Source organism: Clostridium sp. Marseille-P299 (genome assembly GCF_900078195.1).
Classification (GTDB): Bacteria; Bacillota; Clostridia; order Lachnospirales; family Lachnospiraceae; genus Lachnoclostridium.
Window position 1 is genome coordinate 215988 of sequence record NZ_FJVE01000006.1, and the last position, 19452, is coordinate 235439.

Here is a 19452-nt window from a genome sequence, read left to right on the forward strand (position 1 = left end):
TTTGTATATACTAAAGAACCTGTTCTGAACTATCCATTAGCTTTTTCACTGCACCTAAGACCTTACCGCTGATATCTTGTATATTTGTTGCTGTTGCTCTACTATTATCCGCTAATTGACGTATCTCATCAGCAACAACAGCAAAACCTTTACCTGCTTCTCCTGCTCTAGCAGCCTCAATTGAAGCATTTAAAGCAAGTAGATTGGTTTGATTGGATATATCAAGAATATCCTTTGTCAATTCATCAATTTGAACTACTTGTTTACTATCTTCAATTGCATCATGTAATGAAGTACCAATTTTGTTCACCATGTTTCTAGTCGATTCTTTATTTTCCTCCGCAGAATCCTTCATCTCATTTGCTCTTATTTTCATTTCGTCAACATAAGCTACGATATGATTTGCACTCTCTGTCATATCAATCACATCATTATCTAAAAATGATGCATTTTCAAGCATTACTGTAATTGAAGCTGTAACCTCTTCCATGCTAGCAGCAAGTTGCTGCATTGTAGAAGAAATATCGTAGGAATTTTCATTGACCTCATCTATATTTGATACTACATTTGTAACACTGGTGTGCAATCGTTGAGAATTACTAATCATATGCTTTAAAATTCTTTGTAGGGTATTTAAAAAAGTATTAATTCCTATTGCTAAATTTCCAACCTCATCTTTGGTTTTTACGGTGATACGTTTATCCAAATCCCCTTTTTCTTGATTAATTTCATCAATAATCTTATTTAATTCTTTGGTCGCTTTTCTTGTAGGCGATATCACTGAAACAAATGTAATAATTCCAGCCATTAGACCAAGTAATAACATAAAAATTGCTCCATATAGATTAGCACTTTTAACTCTGAGAGCAAGTTCATTTATTTCCTGTTTAGTTTTTGCAATACTGTCCAAACTCGTATTGCCAAGCCCATTCAATGAAATCTCAAATACTTGATTTAAGTATAAATAATTGGTTAAGTTCGCTAACAATGAAAATATTGTTAGCACTGCTACTACTACTAAAATTTTTGTTGCAATGCTTCTCTTCATACTCCACCTCCGGATTTTATCCATCCCTTATAATTTTTTACTATATAACTCCAAAATATAATTATATAGTAACTGGAAAGAAATTCAAGTGATAATAAGTATGATTTTTATAATATTTGCTATTATTTTGTCGAATCTTGTCAGATAATAAATTATTTGTTAACATTTTTATGCTTATTTTTGCTTTTCATGTATTTATTGCAATTATTATTCAGTATTTATGATGTTTAAACTTACTGTTTGAATTAATCATATAAGTCAACTATTTGATTTACTGATTAAATTTATTGAATAACATTACTGATTGAGTTTACCGATTGAATTTACTGATTAAGCTTACTGATTGAATTTACCGATTGAATTTACTGATTGAATTACTGATTAAACTTACTGATTGAGTTTACCGATTGAATTTACACAGAAAAAATAAGAGACCATCTACCTGATAGCCTCTTATCTTACATTGTCTTATCTTACTATACTCAAATGTTGTATTCACTTATGTGATCTTATCTTGTCTTTTCTATACCGTTCTAAACTTATCTGCTTCCTTATTTAAACTTGTTACGATTTCCTTATTCAGTTCCATTTCATTACTTATATCATTCATACGTAACACAAGATTTGATGTACTATCTGCTGCGTTACTTACACCAATGGCACTCTCGTCAATAGCCCCCGCAACCCCTTGGAATGATTGAATCATACTACCAAGCAATTCTTTTAAATCTTTTGTTTTGCCAAGGAAATTATCCATAACCTCATCAATGTAAATTGAGTCATCAAGATATTTCTTACCTATATATACATTCTTTTCATAATCCGTTAAAATCGTCGTCTGAATATATTGTAATACATGCTCTGAGCTATCCATAAGTTTTGCTACTGCATCCATAACTAAACCACTAATATCTTGGATATTTGTAGCAGTTGCTCGGCTGTTATCTGCTAACTTTCTAATTTCCTCTGCAACAACAGCGAAACCTTTTCCTGCTTCTCCTGCTCTAGCTGCCTCGATTGATGCATTTAATGCTAATAGGTTTGTTTGATTGGAGATATCAAGAATTTCTTTCGTTAATTCATCAATTCGAGTTACTTGTCTACTATGTTCAATCGCATCTTGTAGCGTAACTCCAATTTCTTGAACAATTCGATTGGATGATTCTTTATTCTGCTGTGCAGTGTCCTTCATCTCGTTGGCTCTTATCTTCATTTCACCAACATAGTTTGCCATACTTTTGGTGCTTTCTGCTATATCACTAACACCCGTATCAAGAACATCAATATTTTCTAACATTGTAGAAATAGTAGCAGTTACTTCCTCCATACTAGCCGCTAGTTGTTGCATAGTGGACGATATTTCATAGGAATTCCCATTCACTGCATTAATATTGGTAACTACGTTAGTTACACTTGTATTTAACTGATGAGAATTCATAATCATATGTTTCATAGTTCTTTGTAAGGTATCAAGAAATGTATTAATACCAATCACTAATTGTCCAACTTCATCTTTAGTCTTGATAGGAATTCTCTTGGTTAAATCTCCATGCTCTTGTTCAATACCATCTAATATATTATGTAAATCTTTCGTTGCCTTCTTTGTAGGCGATATAACCGTTACCAGTGTAATTACAATAGATACTATCCCTATAAACAACATAATAACAATACCATTGATATTCGTTAATTTTATATTTGCATAGATTTCATCTAAAGATTGTCTGGCAGTTTCAACACTTTGTGCATCTGTACTACCAAGTTGTTCTGACGCAACTTGATAAAAACGGCCTAAATTTGCATAGTTCGTTATATTGGCAAGTACTCCAAAACCAGTTAATATTATTACTAATGATAGAATTTTAATTGCTATGCTCTTTCGCATAATCCACCTCCGGATTTTATCTGTTATAGTATTTTTCATACCTTAATTAATTTAATGTACCTTATTCATTATATATATTAAGATAATTATTACAAGCAGATAATTTCGATATTAAAATTTTTTATTTTGCTATACTAAGCAAAGTGTTTGTGAGAATTCTTTAAATATATCTTCTACTCTATTTTTAATTGTTTCCATTTTATCTTTCGGAATAAAATATTCTTTATAAAGAATACTTATCATCAAAGTATCGTTCATAGTTGCCACACCTAATGTTTTATCGTATTTAAGTGATGAGTGCGGCATATAAACAAAATTCTTTAACTCATAATTACTATCTGATAAATCTATACTAAGCGCCCCTAAGTTTGAAAGAGATATTCCTTCTCCCCCAGCTAATGGTGCTAGTAAAGCTGCTGCCTTTAAAAGTATTGGAGATAGATATTTACCCATGGAAGCAAATGATAAAGCATCTATGACACTATTATCAAGTTGACAAAACAACTGTGGAACTAGAAGTGTTTGCTTAGGATCATTTACATACTCCCTTATAATGTCTCCAAATTGTCTTGCATTTTCCCAAAAGTCCATTTTATCATTATAGTAAAAATTCGGTGTAAAAGATGAAGCATAGTTTCCAACACATCTTCCTGGATTAATATTGATTTTATCACGAATATTCATTGCCACTGTAACATTTTCAGATTCATGCTCTGTTAATTCCTTTAATGCTTTTAAAAATACTGTTGTAATAAGTGTGTTTACCGTTACATGATTTTCATTGCATTTACGTTTTAATTCATGGTATTCTTCATTCTCTATTTTTAAAACCATAACATCGATATAATGTTGTTCGTGGTATAATGCAAAGATTTCTTCATATTCATCATCTGTAAATATTTTTCTTTCCTTACTCCACTCTTCATTTAAAGCTTTAATATGTTCCACATATTCTTTATCCAGTTTGCTCTCTTCTGGCAAATCTTTATACGAAGTAATTAATTTTGACTCCACTACTTCTAATTTTTTCTCATTACAATATATTTCTAATAAATCTTGGAATAAGTATGCGTAGGACAATCCATCTCCCAATAAATGATGTCCTATCATAATTAATTCAAATTCCTTATGTCCCATTAATACAAAAAATCGAATCGGAGTCATTTCAGCAGCACGAAATGGTTTATTATCTTCTTCCTTTACTATGTCAATCCACTGATTATCATCCACTTTATCCATATAATACACAGGAAATTTAATTTCCTCTTTGTAGACGAATGAAAGTTGACTATTAGAATCAACCTCGATTATACTTCGTAACATAGGATGTACTCTTCTTAATTCATCCACAGCTTTTTCAAATTTTGTTAAGTTAAACTCCCCTACAATCGTTCCCTTTACTACTAAATGCGTACTCGTTGCCCTATAAAAATTTCTTTCTACTAATAACCCTTCATGTCTTTTTCTCATCTTATGCCTCCTAATTAATTAGTTACTCCTCCGTATTTTTATAACCTTTGTACTCTACTCTTTTCCTCTAATAAAATAGCATAGAAATTTTTATATATATGAATTGCCATCCCCCACTATAATCCTTACATATATCTGCATATTTCTAACTTATCCCTTTATAATCAATTCTATTTTATTAGCTTTATCCTCCCTCTCTACTATATTTTACCAATTGTCCAAAAAATAGTATAACAAAAAAGTAATATTACTTCAATATACATTTTTTATTTTAAAATTTACGATTTTATCTATTAATGTCTGAAATTTACAAATACTAACTTCACATATTCATATATATTTGCTATCAAAATACACAAAATGCAAAAATAACAACAAAAAAAGTTATTGTAAAATAGTCTAATTACTTAATACTATCTCACAATAACTTTTTATTCTGGGATTAAATTATCCTTTTATGATAGGATTCTTATTATTATTCCTAATTATTTAACTACTGTTCTTTGAAGATACTCAAAAGCATTATTAATACCAGTAAGAACTGCTTTCGTTGAAATAGTAGCTCCAGACACCGCATCTACTTTTGTTCCATCAGTTGTTTCTTCTTTACTGTCCTCATTGCTCTCTTCACTCTTATTATCTTCTTTTTCATCAGTAACAACTGTATCTACAGCTGTTCCAGATGCTTGTTCTAAGCAGTTTCCAACCAAATCAACAAAATCCGTAATTGCAATACTTACACTTGCTACTGCATCTGTCTTACCTTCTTCATTTAAAGTAATTCCAGATAGACTTTGATTTTCAATTACATAAGCTGCTAAAGCTTCTGCTTGTTCTGCCCATGTTGGTCCATTGTCTGTCATTACATACTCACCATTCATGGATTGTACTGACTTTTTATTTCCATTAGCATCAACACTGTCCCAAACAACATTCGTAATCTTACCATCTTTTACAGTTACACTAACTTCACTCGTCCATCCATGATCTTCTTTTCCAACAGCATCATAAGTTCCGTCCTTTAAAGATAATGTTTGTGCTGTTGTTCCAGAAGCTAATTCTAAACATTCTTTTACACCATCTACGAATTCGGTAATTGAAATACTTACACTTGCTACGGTATCTGTTTTTCCACCATCTAATAAATTAAGTGTATCAACTGTTTGGTTTTCGATTACATAAGCTGCTAAGGCTTCTGCTTGTTCTGCCCATGTTGGTCCATTGTCTGTCATTACATACTGACCATTCATAGACTGTACGGATTTTTTCTCACCAGCTTCATTCACTGCATCCCAAACAACGTCTGTAATTACTCCACCAGCAACCGTTAAGCTTACCTGACTAGTCCAGCCATTGCTTGCTTCTTTTGCTTTTACTTCATATGTTCCATCTTTTAAGGCAACATCAACTGGTTTTGTTTTTCCAGATGCTAAGTCAAGACATTCCTTTACACCATCTACGAATTCGGTAATTGAAATACTTACACTTGCTACAGTATCTGTTTTTCCACCATCTAATAAATTAAGTGTATCTACTGTTTGGTTCTCGATTACATAAGCTGCTAAGGCTTCTGCTTGTTCTGCCCATGTTGGTCCATTATCTGTCATTACGTACTGACCATTCATAGACTGTACAGATTTCTTCTCACCAGCTTCATTCACTGCATCCCAAACAACGTCTGTGATTACTCCACCAGCAACCGTTAAGCTTACCTGACTAGTCCAGCCATTGCTTGCTTCTTTTGCTTTAACCTCATAAGTTCCATCGTTTAGAACAACCGTAGCTGGTTTTGCTTTGCCAGAAGCTAATTCTAAACATTCTTTTACACCATCTACGAATTCAGTAATTGAAATACTTACACTTGCTACGGTATCTGTTTTCCCGCCATCTAATAAATTAAGTGTATCTACTGTCTGATTCTCAATTACATAAGCAGCTAAAGCTTCTGCTTGTTCTGCCCATGTTGGTCCATTGTCTGTCATTACGTACTGACCATTCATGGATTGTACGGATTTCTTCTCACCAGCTTCGTTCACGGCATCCCAAACAACGTCTGTGATTACTCCACCAGCAACCGTTAAACTTACCTGACTAGTCCAGCCATTGCTTGCTTCTTTTGCTTTTACTTCATATGTTCCATCAACTAATTGAGTAGCTTCATTGTTATTGGTATTAGTCTCTACCTCTTCCGCTTTGTCTGGTTCCTTTTCAGTTCCAACGTTCATTCCATCAATATATACTGGAAGTTTTAAACCTGTAAATTGACTTAAAAATGCATCTTCTGTTATCCTAGCGCCATAACCATCTGTTTCTGAATGAGAGATAATTTCAAGCCCAGTTACTTCATCTGCGGTTGCATTAAAACTAACTGCCATAACGATTGGATCAGTACCAAATCCCTTTGTTTCAACATTTACCTTATAGCCTGAAACATTACCATCCTTATCAGTTACTACTTCGATTTGCTTAATTCCAAGGTTGGTTCCTTCCTCTGTAATGTTTATTACTTCATTTACATCATTCGTTAAGTTCTTTTTAATAATAACACTAGCCGTCAATGCAACTATTGTAACTCCAGTAATTGCAGTTACGCCAATCCATCTTTTTTGCTTTCTCATTTCCTCGTTCCTCCACACAATTAGTTAATTATTTTTTCATATGTCCGTAATAGTACGTCACGATATTAACAATAAAAACTATTTTTTTCTTTTCAATTTTATAATAACATGACTTTATCAATTCGTAAAGCCTTTAAATATTGGATTTTCTAAACTTTAAAATTTATACTAATATTCTTTTTACATTTTATGTAGTTTTTATAAGTTTTTTTAACTATATTTTACTAATTATTGATATTTTTTTATCAATAAATTTTTATATATAAACTCGTTTTAAAAAACATTCATAAAATGAATGTTTTTTTCTTAAGAATAGCGTATTTTCGATGCCAATTCCTTGACAGGTATATCCGATTCCCTTACAATTAATCTACTATTGTGTAAAACAACTTAAAACTTTTTATAATCACGCGATAAATAACCTTGGAGGATTTTATGAAAAAGACATTAAAAAATAAAAAGAGGATTTATTTTTTCCTTTCCTTTTGTATGTGCATTCTATTTTTAGTATCTTGCAGCAAAGCAAAGAATGATGATTCGAAGAACACGAGTCAAACACCTATTACTAAAACATCTATAAAATTAAACACAGCCATCACCATTACCCTTTATGATAGTGATGATATGAGTATTATTGATGCATGTTTTGATCTTTGTGATGACTATGAAGAGCAGTTAAGCCGTACAATAGCAACAAGTGAAATTGCTAAATTAAATGAATCAGGTACTACTCCTTATCAATTATCAGAAACTACTGCTGATTTAATAAAAAAGGGATTAGAATATGGTAAGATTTCAAACGGCTTGTTTGATATTGCAATTGAACCTCTCTCTTCTCTTTGGAATTTTGGAACTTCAACAAAACGCCCAGCAACAGAAGCTATTGAAGAAGCTGTGAAACACGTAAATTATGAAAACGTAATTCTAGAAGGACAAACAATAACCTTTAAAGAAGAAGGTATGGGAATTGATTTAGGAGCCATTGCAAAAGGTTATATCGCAGACCGAATAAAAGATCTTCTATTAGAAAAAGGCGTAAAAAGTGCAATGATTAATTTAGGTGGAAATGTACTATGTGTTGGAAGTAAACCAGATGGTAGCCCATTTAACATAGGAATCCAAAAACCATTTGCAGACCGCCAAGAAACAATTGCTATTATGCAGCTAAGTGACGTTTCTGTCGTTTCATCTGGAATTTATGAACGATACTTTGTAGAGGATGGAATTACGTATCACCATATATTAAATCCGAAAACTGGATATCCAATCGATAACAATTTAATATCTGTCACAATAATATCTCCACTTTCCGTTGATGGTGATGCTCTTAGCACCACTGTTTTTGCATTAGGATTAGAAGATGGTATGGAGCTAATCAATTCAATAGAAGATACCTATGCAATATTTATTACAGATGATTATAAATTGCATTATTCCGAGGGATTTTTAGATAATATTAATTTGATTGAAGAATAATCATAGAAAACATAATAAATCAAAAAAGTGCTCTTGCTATCGAACGTGATTTTTATATCACTTTCTATGCAAGAGCACTTTTTATGAATTATATAAAAATACATTTATTATAGTTTAGGATTCAGGTGTAAAACCCTAGCTACTTTATGAAAATGCCTTATTTACGGATGATTTCATCTCTTCCAGGACCATTAGAAACCATAGTGATAGGCACTTCAAGTTCTTTTTCAATGAATTCGATGTACTTACGGCAATTTTCTGGTAAGTCTTCGTATTTTGTAATTCCGCGAATATCACTCTTCCATCCTGGTAAAGTAACATATACAGGTTTTGCTTTTGCAAGTTGTACAGTAGTTGGGAAGTCTTTCGTAACTTCACCATCAATGTCATAACCTACGCAAACTGGAATTTCATCAAGATAACCTAAAACATCAAGTACTGTTAAAGCAACTTCTGTTGCACCTTGCATTCTACAACCATAACGAGAAGCAACTGCATCAAACCATCCCATACGTCTTGGTCTTCCTGTTGTAGCACCAAATTCTCCGCCATCTCCACCACGGCGTCTTAATTCATCTGCTTCTTCTCCAAAGATTTCGCTGACGAATTCACCAGCTCCAACTGCAGAGGAGTATGCTTTTACTACTGTTACAACTTCTTTTATTTCATAAGGAGGAATACCTGCTCCAATCGCACCATATGCTGCAAGTGTAGAGGAGGAAGTAACCATTGGATAGATACCAAAGTCTGGGTCTTTAAGTGCTCCTAATTGTCCCTCTAATAAAATGTTCTTTCCTTCTTTGATTGCATCATGTAAGAATTTAGATACATCTGCAACATAAGGTTTTACCATTTCCTTATAAGATAATAAGGTTTCGTATATTTCATTCACATCAAGTAGAGGTTTATGATACATATGCTCAAGTAAAACATTTTTCATTTCACATACTCGTTCCACTTTTTCTCTTAGTGAAACTTCATCAAATAATTCAGAAACCTGAAATCCGATTTTTGCATATTTATCTGAGTAAAATGGTGCTATACCAGATTTTGTAGAACCAAATGATTTACCACCCAAACGTTCTTCTTCATATTGATCAAATAAAATATGATAAGGCATCATAATTTGAGCACGATCGGATACTAATATTTTAGGCATTGGAACACCACGGTCAACAATTGATTTTATTTCATTAAATAAATAAGGAATATTAAGTGCTACACCATTACCGATGACGCATGTTGTATGGTCGTAAAATACACCAGATGGCAATAAATGAAGTGCAAATTTACCATACTTATTTATGATGGTATGACCTGCGTTACTACCTCCTTGATAACGGACAATAATATCTGATTCTTGTCCTAACATGTCAGTAATTTTACCCTTACCTTCGTCTCCCCAGTTTGCTCCTACAATTGCTTTTACCATAATGATAATCCTCCTTGCATTTTCTTGTATCGTCCTATTTTAGTAAAATGCATCTGTTTTTAAAAAAATATTCAACAAATACAAATGGCATTGTAACAGTTATTGCTACAATGCCCTATTACTTTTGTATTATACATGATTTTTGAACATAAGTATAATCAATATTATTTATGTTCTCCATAATCAAAACTTATGACGTTAATACAAGTTTAATTATACAAGATAAAACTTTTATTGCTTACCAGTGCTTCCAATACCACCACGATCTGTATTACCAAGTACTTCAACATTGGTAAATGTTATCTGTGGTTGATGTTCCATAATGCGAAATTGACAAATTCTATCATTCACCTCAATTACGGTATCTCTTAAAGCAAAGGCTGGGAAAAACCATTGGTCATTGTCTCCACAATAAGATTCATCTACGATTCCAGTAGAATTTGTTTGAATGACACCAAAATTTTTAAAAGTACTGCTTCTTGGTACAATATGTGCTTCATAGCCTTTTGGTAATTCCATTGCAATTCCTAATGGAATTAACTTAAACTCAAATGCTTTTAACTCTACTCTTTCCGCAGCTCTTAAGTCAATCCAATCAGATTTTCCATCAATATATTCAAGCTTATCTATTTTATCACTAAGATACTTAATACGTATGTTCATCTTAATACCCATTTCTTATAATTTAATTTTTATATGTGAGATTCCTAATGTTAATCGAAACGCTAAAATAGAATTAGGAACTCACATATAAATTCATTGTATTGAGCCATTCTCTAAGTTATTTTACATTTCCTTCAAGAATGCTTCATAACCACAAACAGCTTCATAAATATCAGCCTTGCTTGTAATTTCCCAAGGAGCATGCATGTTTAATACAGCAACGCCACTATCAATTACTTGCATATTGTATTGTGCCATGATATAAGCGATAGTACCACCGCCACCTTGGTCTACTTTACCAAGTTCAGATGTTTGATAATTTACACCGTGTTTTTCCATTGCTGCACGAAGTGCTGCCATATATTCAGGATTTGCATCGTTACAACCAGATTTTCCTCTAGCACCAGTGTATTTATTAAATACAATACCTCTACCAAAGTAAGCTGAATTTTTCTTTTCCATTACAGATGGATAATTTGGATCAAATGCTGCACTAACGTCAGAAGATAACATATGAGAATTTTGTAATGCTCTTCTTAGTTTTAATTCAGAATATTGACCAAGACGATCCATTAATTCTGCAACTGCATTTTCAAAGAATTTTGAATGCATTCCAGTAGCACCGATACTTCCAACTTCTTCTTTATCAACTAATAAGCAAACAGCAGTACGATCGATACTTGTTAAGTTAAATAATGCTTTCATAGATGTATAAGAGCAAACTCTATCATCCTGTCCATATCCCATTACCATGCTTCGATCAAAACCAAAATCTCTTGCCTTACCAGCAGGTACCACTTCAAGTTCCGCTGAAATAAAATCTGCTTCTTCAAAATCATATTTTTCTTTGATTAATTTTAAGATATTTGCTTTCACTGCTTCTTTTTCTGCACCTTTTAAAGGCATACTTCCAAATAATACATTTAGATCTTCACCTTCAATAACTTTTGCTGCTTTTTTATCCATTTGGTCTGCAGATAAATGAATTAATAAATCAGTGATACCAACTACTGGATCATTGTCATCTTCACCAATTACAACATTAACCTTTGTACCATCTTTTTTAACTACTACACCGTGAATTGCTAAAGGTAATGTAACCCATTGATATTTCTTAATACCACCATAATAGTGAGTATCTAATAAAGCTAATTCTGTATCTTCATATAAAGGAACTTGCTTGATATCAATACGTGGTGAGTCAATATGAGCTCCTAATAATTTCATACCAGCTTCCAGTGGCTCACTACCAATTAAGAATAATGCAACTGCCTTATCCATATTGTTGTAGTAAACTTTATCACCAGGTTTTAAGGAAGTTACCTCCATTAAATCCTTATATCCTTGTTCTTTTGCCTGACGAATTACTTCTAAAGCACATTCTCTTTCAGTTTTACAATCAGAGATAAATTTCTTATATCCTTCATTTAACTCCATAACTTCTTTTAATTGTTCATCCGTATACTTTAACCAAGCATTCTTGTTTGTTTCTGTTGTTTTATTAGATTCTGTGCTTGATGTGTTTAATTTTTCTGCCATAATCTTTCATCCTTTCTTTATTAACATTCGTTAAAACGAAAAATCCATAAGAATCTTCCTATTTTAACTTATTCTATACAATCAATCATCTTTAAAAGACTCATTGCTGCACTCGATAAATTTTGCTTATTATCCTTAACAATACAAAAATGACGCTTTGGTATTGGTGGATTAAGCTGTAATTCAAATAATTCTCCTGTTGTTAAATATTCCATCGCAAATGATTTTACAACGAGTCCTATGCCCAAATTACGTAACGCAAATTGTACAATCATGTTACTGGTTGCTAATTCAAATTCCGGTGTCAAAACAACATTGTTTTCATCTAGGAACATATTAACATATCTTCTTGTACTCGTATTTTGTTCCAAGCAAATAATTGGCTGATTCTCCAATTCTTTTAAGGACAAAACTTTGTCTTTATACTGTAAAAATTGGCTACCCGCTACAAAAACATCTTGTATTTCCTTTACCTTTTTAATTTCTAAATCCTCGCTATTAATAAGTGGTTCACTAACGATTCCAAAATCAATTTTTCCTTCTCTAAGATATTCTAGAGTTTCTGGCGTTGGTCCATTTGTTACTATCACCTTGATTTTAGGATGCTTTTCATGAAATCGTTCTAAATACGGTAAAAGATAATACTGTAATGTCATATCCGATGCACCGATTCGTATTTCCCCATAGTCTAAATTAAGCATCTTATAAACCAAAGTTTCTCCTTGTAACATAGTCTCATAACCACGTTTCACATAGGAATATAAAACTTCTCCTTCTTTTGTAAGTTTCACGCCCTTTTGGGTTCTTGCAAATAAAGAAACAGATAAACTTTGTTCTAAGAGTTTTAATGTTTGACTTACTGCTGGTTGTGAAATACAAAGTTCTTTTGCAGCTGCTGTAATACTACTATTCTTCGCAACGTAATAAAAGATTCGGTAATATTCAAGATTCACCATGATAACTCGTTACCTTTCCTTTTATTTTAGAAACTTACGAATTAACTTTAATTTCATATCTGTATATGGGTGATATCGTAACGGTATATCTAACCAATTTGCTTTTTTAACAATACTCTTTCTATGACTAAAAGTACGGAAGCTCTCATATCCATGGTAACTTCCCATACCGCTCATACCAACGCCACCAAATCCCATGTGGGATGTAGCCAAATGTATAATCGTATCATTGATACATCCACCGCCAAACGAAACTTCGTTTAAGAAACGATTTATAATCTTATCCTCAGTGGAGAATAAATAACAAGCTAGTGGTTTTTCATTACTTACTATATAATTGATAACTTCGTCTATTTTATCAAATTCTAGAATTGGTAAAATAGGGCCAAATATCTCTTCTTGCATGATTTTTGATTCTGAAGTTATATGATCTAATAATGTGGGAGCGATTTTTTCTGCTAACTCATCTCCAATACCACCCATTAATACTTCTTCATTTTCCATCAAATTTATTAAGCGATTATAGTGTTTTTTATTTATTATCTTTGGTAGATTTTCATTTTCAATCGGATTCTCACCAAAGAATTCCCTAACATATTGTTTGACGTACAACACAAACTTATCCTTAACACTTTTATGAATAAATAAATAATCCGGTGCTACACAAGTCTGACCAGCATTTAAGAACTTTCCAAATGCTACTCTTTTTGCTGCAAGTTTAATATCTGCACTAGCGTCTACAATACAAGGGCTTTTTCCACCTAATTCTAATGAAATAGGTGTTATATGTTTTGCTGCTGCCTCCATAACTATCTTCCCAACTTCAGTACCGCCAGTAAAGAAAATATAATCAAATCGTTCTTTTAACAAATCTTCATTTTCTTTTCTACCGCCTTGAATAACTGTAACATAATCTTCTGTAAAACAACGCTTTATAATTTTTGCAATTATTTCTGAAGTATATTTAGCATATGCAGAAGGTTTTAATATTGCACAATTACCAGCTACAATTGCTCCAATTAAAGGTTCGATACATAGTTGAAATGGATAATTCCATGGAGCCATAATAAGTACTACACCATAAGGCTCAGATACCACAAAGCTTCTAGATGGAAATTGAGCAAGGGGTGTTAACACATTTTTTGGTTTTGCCCAAGCTTCTGCATGCTTTATACAATAGTTCAATTCATCTAGTACCATACCAATTTCAGTCATATAGCCTTCAAAATCAGATTTATTTAAATCCTTTTTTAAAGCAGCAAGAATATCCTTTTCACTTTTCTTAATCTCATTTTGCAGTTTTTTCAACGCGTAAATTCGATAATATACATTCTTTGTCTTTCCTGTCTTGAAAAAAGTTCTTTGATTGTTTACTATTTCATGAATTGTCATATAAAGCTCCTATCACACTTCGTCGCCACACTTCTTTTTATCAGAACTAACCTTGTTAGTTCTGATAAACTATCTCAAATACGCTTCGCTTCTTTTCGCTGCGATGCACGGGGCAAAGTACGCCCCTTTTTATCAGAACAAACCTTGTTTGTTCTGATAAACTATCTCAAATACGCTTCGCTTCTTTTCGTTGCGATGCACGGGGCAAAGTACGCCCCTTTTTATCAGAACAAACCTTGTTTGTTCTGATAAACTACATTATACTATATTTAGTGAAAAAAAACTAGGGATAATGAGATAACTACTAATAGAGGGATAAAAGTTAATGTGTAAATAGTATGTATGATTTTTCAATTGTAAAACATATAATGTAATAATTTAATTTTATAATAGTACTTATATTACATAAAGTATGACCTACAAAACCATGCAATACTCTTACACTCGTTAGAATCTTTCCATCCCTGAAAAGTTATCTATTTAGAAAGGATATGTATTGAAAATTTTAGTTGATGCGGATGCTTGTCCGGTTAAAAAAATAATTGAAAAAGTTGCAAAGGAATATCAAATTCCTGTTACAATGTTTATTGATACAAGTCATGAGTTGTATTCAGAATATAGTGAGATTGTCACCGTTAGCAAAGCCCCTGATGCTGTTGACTTTGCACTTATGAATCGTGCTAAAAAAGGAGATGTCGTTGTCACAGGTGATTACGGTGTTGCTGCAATGGCGTTATCTAAAGGAGCCAATGCCATTCACCAAGGTGGTATGATTTACACCAATGAAACAATTGATCGTATGCTATTTGAACGCCATTTAGCAAGTGTAAATCGCAAATCAGGCAAGCATGGTTCCCATATGAAGGGTCCAAAAAAGCGCACATCAAATGATGATATGCGCTTTGAAACGATGTTTCGAAAATTAATTTTTGATTTATTAAATCTAAAATAATACTGTGATTTGTTTTATAATGTGATTTATTTTATACTTTAATTTATTTTATACTGAAATTATTATTACCATAATTATTACTCTATAATATATTTTGTACCTTAATTATTATATTATAATTATTATTTATAATTATTCTTATACCGTAATTTCAGCTTTCATTCCAAGGATTTCTTTATTAGAATCAAGGATTGGCTGTATTACCTCCGCAATAAATTCCTCTGTTTGTTGCTCTGCTCTACCTGTATATTTTGATGGATCCATCGTTTCTTTTAACTCTTCTAAACTTAAATTAAACGCTGGATCAGCTGCTATTAATTCAAGTAAGTTATTCTCAAGACCACGTTCTTTTACATTACGTCCAGCTTCCATACTTAATGTACGGATTCTTTCATGAAGTTCTTGACGATCTCCACCAGCCTTTACAGCATCCATCATAATATTTTCAGTTGCCATAAATGGAAGTTCTGCCATAAGTCGTTTTTCAATAACTTTCGGATATACAACTAAGCCATCTACTACGTTTAAATATAAATCAAGAATACCATCAATGGCTAAAAATGCTTCTGGTACACTAAGTCTCTTATTGGCAGAGTCATCTAAAGTACGTTCAAACCACTGAGTGGATGAAGTCATGGCAGGATTAAGCGCATCTACCATTACATAGCGTGCAAGAGATGCTATTCTTTCACTACGCATCGGATTGCGCTTATATGCCATTGCAGAAGATCCAATCTGATTTTTTTCAAATGGTTCTTCAATTTCCTTTAAATGCTGTAACAAGCGAATATCATTGGAAAACTTATGAGCACTTGCTGCAATACCTGCTAATACATTTAATACTCTAGTATCCACTTTTCTAGAATATGTCTGACCTGAAACAGGGAAACATTCTGCAAATCCCATTTTCTTAGCAATTCGTTTATCTAAATCCTTGATTTTTTCATGATCACCATCAAAAAGTTCTAAAAAGCTTGCCTGAGTACCAGTAGTACCTTTTGAGCCTAATAATTTCATATTTTCAATTACATGATCCAAATCTTCTAAATCTAATTTTAATTCCATTAACCAAAGACTTGCTCTTTTACCAACAGTTGTTGGCTGTGCTGGCTGAAAATGAGTAAATGCAAGGGTTGGTAATGCTTTATATTTTAAAGCAAACTTAGAAAGTTCATCCATTACATTGATAAGCTTTTTCTTAACAAGTTTTAAAGCTTCCGTCATGACAATAATATCAGTATTATCTCCAACGTAACAAGAAGTTGCTCCAAGATGAATGATACCTTTCGCATTTGGGCATTGAACACCATAAGCATAAACATGAGACATAACATCATGACGAACTAAGGCTTCTCTTTCTTTTGCCACGTCATAATTAATGTCGTCTTTGTGAGCCTTTAATTCCTCAATTTGCTCCATAGTAATTGGTAAGCCTAATTCATGTTCTGCCTCAGCTAACGCAATCCAAAGTCTTCTCCATGTTCTAAATTTCATATCTGGAGAGAAAATGTATTGCATTTCCTTGCTTGCATAACGTTCTGATAACGGACTAACGTATTTATCTTGACTCATAAAAACCTAACCTTTCTTTATTTATATCTAGCTAGAAATCAGCTTATCTTGTGATATTATTTAAAATTAGAATGCCAATACTTAGAATTAATAGTTTTGACATTAAATTATACCCATTTATTTCTCGTATTCTCCACGGATATCTTCTTCTGGTGGTTCAATTGGATAATTTCCTGTAAAACAAGCATCACAATATCCTTTTCTACCACCAATTAATTCACTTAAACGGTCAATGGATAAGTAAGCTAAGGAATCTGCCCCAATAATTTCACAGATTTGTTCCACAGTATTATTATGTGCAATTAATTGCTCATCGGAAGGGACATCTGTACCGAAATAACAAGGGTGTAAAAATGGTGGTGAAGAGATACGTACATGAACCTCTTTTGCACCAGCTGCTTTTAGCATACTTACTATTCTTGCACTAGTTGTTCCACGAACAATGGAATCATCGATCATAACGATGCGTTTTCCTCTTACTTCTTCCGTTAAGACATTTAGTTTAATACGTACGCTAGACTCACGCATGGATTGTTTTGGCTTAATAAAAGTACGTCCGACATAACTATTCTTAACAAAGGCAGTTCCATATGGAATACCTGATTCTTTGGCATAACCCATGGCAGCGGCATTTCCCGAGTCAGGAACTCCAACAACCAAATCTGCTTCCACAGGATCTGTCTGTGCTAGTATTCTTCCTGCCATAATTCTTGAATTATAAACACTGATTCCATCAAAATGAGTATCTGGTCTAGCAAAATAAATATATTCAAAAATACAAGGAGCTATTTTATCCTGGCATAAACTTTTATTCGAGAAAATACCATTTGGAGTAATTGTCACTACTTCTCCTGGTTCTACATCTCTAACAAATTCTGCATCCACTGCATCAAGTGCACAAGTTTCTGATGCTAAGATATAAGCATTATCTCTCTTTCCTATGCATAAAGGGTGAAAACCAAAAGGATCTCTCGCTCCAATTAACTTACGTGGACTCATAACAATAAGGGAGTACGCACCTTTTAATTTTACCATTGCATTAATTACAGCTTCTTCTACCGATTTAGTATTCAAACGCTGTCTAGCAATATGATATGCAATTACCTCTGAATCTATTGTTGTTTGAAATATTGCTCCTGTATATTCTAACTCTTCTCTTAACTCTAAAGCATTAATAAGATTACCATTATGGGCTAGTGCTAAAGTACCCTTTACATAGTTTAACACAAGAGGTTGCGTATTTGCAATATTACTTGCACCAGCTGTTGAGTAACGTACATGGCCAACACCAATGTTACCATGCAAGCCTTCAATTCCTTCAGTTGTAAAGACTTCATTTACAAGTCCCATACCTTTTACTGACTGCACTTTTCCTTTTGGCCCAAATGTATCGCTAACGGCAATACCACAGCTTTCTTGTCCTCTATGTTGCAAAGCAAATAGTCCATAATAAATAGAGGATGCAACGTCCTCTCCATCCAAATCATAGATGCCAAAGACACCACATTCTTCATGTAATTCATCTGGTATATATTCACTGATTCTAGTCGTCATGGTCATTTCCTTTCTAAGTCACTATCCATTAACTACAAAAGGTTGCCTCAGACTAAATTAATATTCGTTTGAGACAACCTGTTTGGCCGACATGGACTATGTAACTAGTACAAAAATTGATAGATGATATTATTTCTCTATACCAAGGCGTTTAAATACTTCATTATAGGCATCTTCTACATTACCTAGGTCTCTACGAAATCTATCTTTATCTAATTTCTCGTGAGTTTCATTATCCCATAATCTACAAGTATCCGGAGATATTTCATCCGCTAAAATGATTTGATCATGGTATCTACCAAACTCAATCTTAAAATCAATCAATTCAATTCCAATGCTTTCAAAATATTTGATTAATACTTCATTTACTTTAAATGCATACTTTGTAATCGTATCTATCTCTTCCTGTGTAGCAATTCCTAGTGCTAATGCATAGTAGGAATTAATCATTGGATCACCAAGCGCATCATCTTTATAAGAAAATTCTAAGGTAGGACATAATAATTTTCTGCCTTCTTCAATACCAAGCTTTTTCGCAAAGCTTCCAGCAGACACGTTTCGAATAATAACTTCAAGTGGCACGATCTCCACTTTTTTAACAGCTGTTTCACGGTCACTTAACTCTTCAATAAAATGAGTTGGAACCCCTTCTTTTTCAAGAAGTTGCATTACGTAGTTGGACATTCTATTGTTAATCACACCTTTGCCCACAATGGTACCTTTTTTTTCACCATTAAATGCAGTTGCATCATCCTTATAATCAACGATTAAAACATCTGGATTTTCTGTCTTGTACACTTTTTTGGCTTTACCTTCATAAAGTTGTTCTAACTTTTCCATGTGATATTATCCTCCTTAGCGTTACATTCACAAGGAATTTCCTTTTTTAAGATTT

Annotated in this window: 14 protein-coding genes; 2 read left to right on the forward strand and 12 right to left on the reverse strand. The window is 32.9% G+C overall.

Annotation, left to right across the window (positions count from 1 at the left end; genetic code table 11):
• Positions 1-10 precede the first annotated feature (10 nt).
• From BN4220_RS04950 to BN4220_RS04965, 4 genes are all read right to left on the reverse strand, one after another.
• Positions 11-1048 (reverse strand): methyl-accepting chemotaxis protein, encoded by a 1038-nt coding sequence (locus BN4220_RS04950; RefSeq protein ID WP_066714330.1) that lies wholly within the window; start codon positions 1046-1048, stop codon positions 11-13.
• 523 nt (positions 1049-1571) lie between these two features.
• The gene (locus BN4220_RS04955; protein WP_066714332.1) at positions 1572-2933 is read right to left on the reverse strand and encodes a methyl-accepting chemotaxis protein; all 1362 of its coding nucleotides are present in this window, start codon (positions 2931-2933) and stop codon (positions 1572-1574) included.
• A 129-nt stretch (positions 2934-3062) separates the two neighbouring features.
• Complete coding sequence (locus BN4220_RS04960) at positions 3063-4403, reverse strand: condensation domain-containing protein (RefSeq protein ID WP_066714334.1); 1341 nt, start codon at positions 4401-4403, stop codon at positions 3063-3065.
• A gap of 485 nt (positions 4404-4888) precedes the next feature.
• Positions 4889-7021 (reverse strand): FMN-binding protein, encoded by a 2133-nt coding sequence (locus BN4220_RS04965; protein ID WP_066714336.1) that lies wholly within the window; start codon positions 7019-7021, stop codon positions 4889-4891.
• A 435-nt stretch (positions 7022-7456) separates the two neighbouring features.
• Between BN4220_RS04965 and BN4220_RS04970 the strand changes: the two genes are divergently transcribed.
• Entirely contained in the window at positions 7457-8497 is a 1041-nt protein-coding gene (locus BN4220_RS04970; protein ID WP_066714339.1) for an FAD:protein FMN transferase, read from the forward strand.
• A gap of 157 nt (positions 8498-8654) precedes the next feature.
• On the opposite strand, the gene BN4220_RS04975 is transcribed toward BN4220_RS04970, so the two are convergent.
• From BN4220_RS04975 to BN4220_RS04995, 5 genes are all read right to left on the reverse strand, one after another.
• On the reverse strand, positions 8655-9929 hold the full coding sequence (locus BN4220_RS04975) for an adenylosuccinate synthase (RefSeq protein ID WP_066714340.1): 1275 nt from the start codon (positions 9927-9929) through the stop codon (positions 8655-8657).
• 231 nt (positions 9930-10160) lie between these two features.
• Positions 10161-10592 (reverse strand): dUTP diphosphatase, encoded by a 432-nt coding sequence (locus tag BN4220_RS04980; protein WP_066714342.1) that lies wholly within the window; start codon positions 10590-10592, stop codon positions 10161-10163.
• 123 nt (positions 10593-10715) lie between these two features.
• Complete coding sequence (locus BN4220_RS04985; protein ID WP_066714344.1) at positions 10716-12131, reverse strand: aminopeptidase; 1416 nt, start codon at positions 12129-12131, stop codon at positions 10716-10718.
• Between the two features lie 68 nt (positions 12132-12199).
• Positions 12200-13087, reverse strand: coding sequence for a LysR family transcriptional regulator (locus tag BN4220_RS04990; protein WP_347477049.1), 888 nt, complete (start codon positions 13085-13087; stop codon positions 12200-12202).
• Positions 13088-13108: 21 nt separating this feature from the next.
• Positions 13109-14479, reverse strand: coding sequence for an aldehyde dehydrogenase (locus BN4220_RS04995; RefSeq protein ID WP_066714349.1), 1371 nt, complete (start codon positions 14477-14479; stop codon positions 13109-13111).
• Positions 14480-14975: 496 nt separating this feature from the next.
• Between BN4220_RS04995 and BN4220_RS05000 the strand changes: the two genes are divergently transcribed.
• On the forward strand, positions 14976-15431 hold the full coding sequence (locus BN4220_RS05000) for a YaiI/YqxD family protein (protein WP_066714351.1): 456 nt from the start codon (positions 14976-14978) through the stop codon (positions 15429-15431).
• A 138-nt stretch (positions 15432-15569) separates the two neighbouring features.
• Here BN4220_RS05000 and purB read toward each other — a convergent pair whose 3' ends face one another.
• The 3 genes from purB to purC form a co-directional block, all read right to left on the reverse strand.
• Positions 15570-17003, reverse strand: coding sequence for an adenylosuccinate lyase (gene purB / locus BN4220_RS05005; RefSeq protein WP_066714353.1), 1434 nt, complete (start codon positions 17001-17003; stop codon positions 15570-15572).
• Positions 17004-17120: 117 nt separating this feature from the next.
• On the reverse strand, positions 17121-18557 hold the full coding sequence (purF, locus tag BN4220_RS05010) for an amidophosphoribosyltransferase (RefSeq protein WP_082812120.1): 1437 nt from the start codon (positions 18555-18557) through the stop codon (positions 17121-17123).
• A 129-nt stretch (positions 18558-18686) separates the two neighbouring features.
• Positions 18687-19397, reverse strand: coding sequence for a phosphoribosylaminoimidazolesuccinocarboxamide synthase (purC, locus tag BN4220_RS05015; protein ID WP_066714359.1), 711 nt, complete (start codon positions 19395-19397; stop codon positions 18687-18689).
• Positions 19398-19452: the final 55 nt, after the last annotated feature.

Excerpts from the sequence above, each read along its gene's own strand:
- BN4220_RS04950 (WP_066714330.1), bottom strand. The coding sequence starts at position 1,048 with ATGAAGAGAAGCATTGCAACAAAAATTTTAGTAGTAGTAGCAGTGCTA.
- BN4220_RS04955 (WP_066714332.1), bottom strand. The coding sequence starts at position 2,933 with ATGCGAAAGAGCATAGCAATTAAAATTCTATCATTAGTAATAATATTA.
- BN4220_RS04960 (WP_066714334.1), bottom strand. The coding sequence starts at position 4,403 with ATGAGAAAAAGACATGAAGGGTTATTAGTAGAAAGAAATTTTTATAGG.
- BN4220_RS04965 (WP_066714336.1), bottom strand. The coding sequence starts at position 7,021 with ATGAGAAAGCAAAAAAGATGGATTGGCGTAACTGCAATTACTGGAGTT.
- BN4220_RS04970 (WP_066714339.1), top strand. The coding sequence starts at position 7,457 with ATGAAAAAGACATTAAAAAATAAAAAGAGGATTTATTTTTTCCTTTCC.
- BN4220_RS04975 (WP_066714340.1), bottom strand. The coding sequence starts at position 9,929 with ATGGTAAAAGCAATTGTAGGAGCAAACTGGGGAGACGAAGGTAAGGGT.
- BN4220_RS04980 (WP_066714342.1), bottom strand. The coding sequence starts at position 10,592 with ATGAACATACGTATTAAGTATCTTAGTGATAAAATAGATAAGCTTGAA.
- BN4220_RS04985 (WP_066714344.1), bottom strand. The coding sequence starts at position 12,131 with ATGGCAGAAAAATTAAACACATCAAGCACAGAATCTAATAAAACAACA.
- BN4220_RS04990 (WP_347477049.1), bottom strand. The coding sequence starts at position 13,087 with ATGGTGAATCTTGAATATTACCGAATCTTTTATTACGTTGCGAAGAAT.
- BN4220_RS04995 (WP_066714349.1), bottom strand. The coding sequence starts at position 14,479 with ATGACAATTCATGAAATAGTAAACAATCAAAGAACTTTTTTCAAGACA.
- purB (WP_066714353.1), bottom strand. The coding sequence starts at position 17,003 with ATGAGTCAAGATAAATACGTTAGTCCGTTATCAGAACGTTATGCAAGC.
- purF (WP_082812120.1), bottom strand. The coding sequence starts at position 18,557 with ATGACGACTAGAATCAGTGAATATATACCAGATGAATTACATGAAGAA.
- purC (WP_066714359.1), bottom strand. The coding sequence starts at position 19,397 with ATGGAAAAGTTAGAACAACTTTATGAAGGTAAAGCCAAAAAAGTGTAC.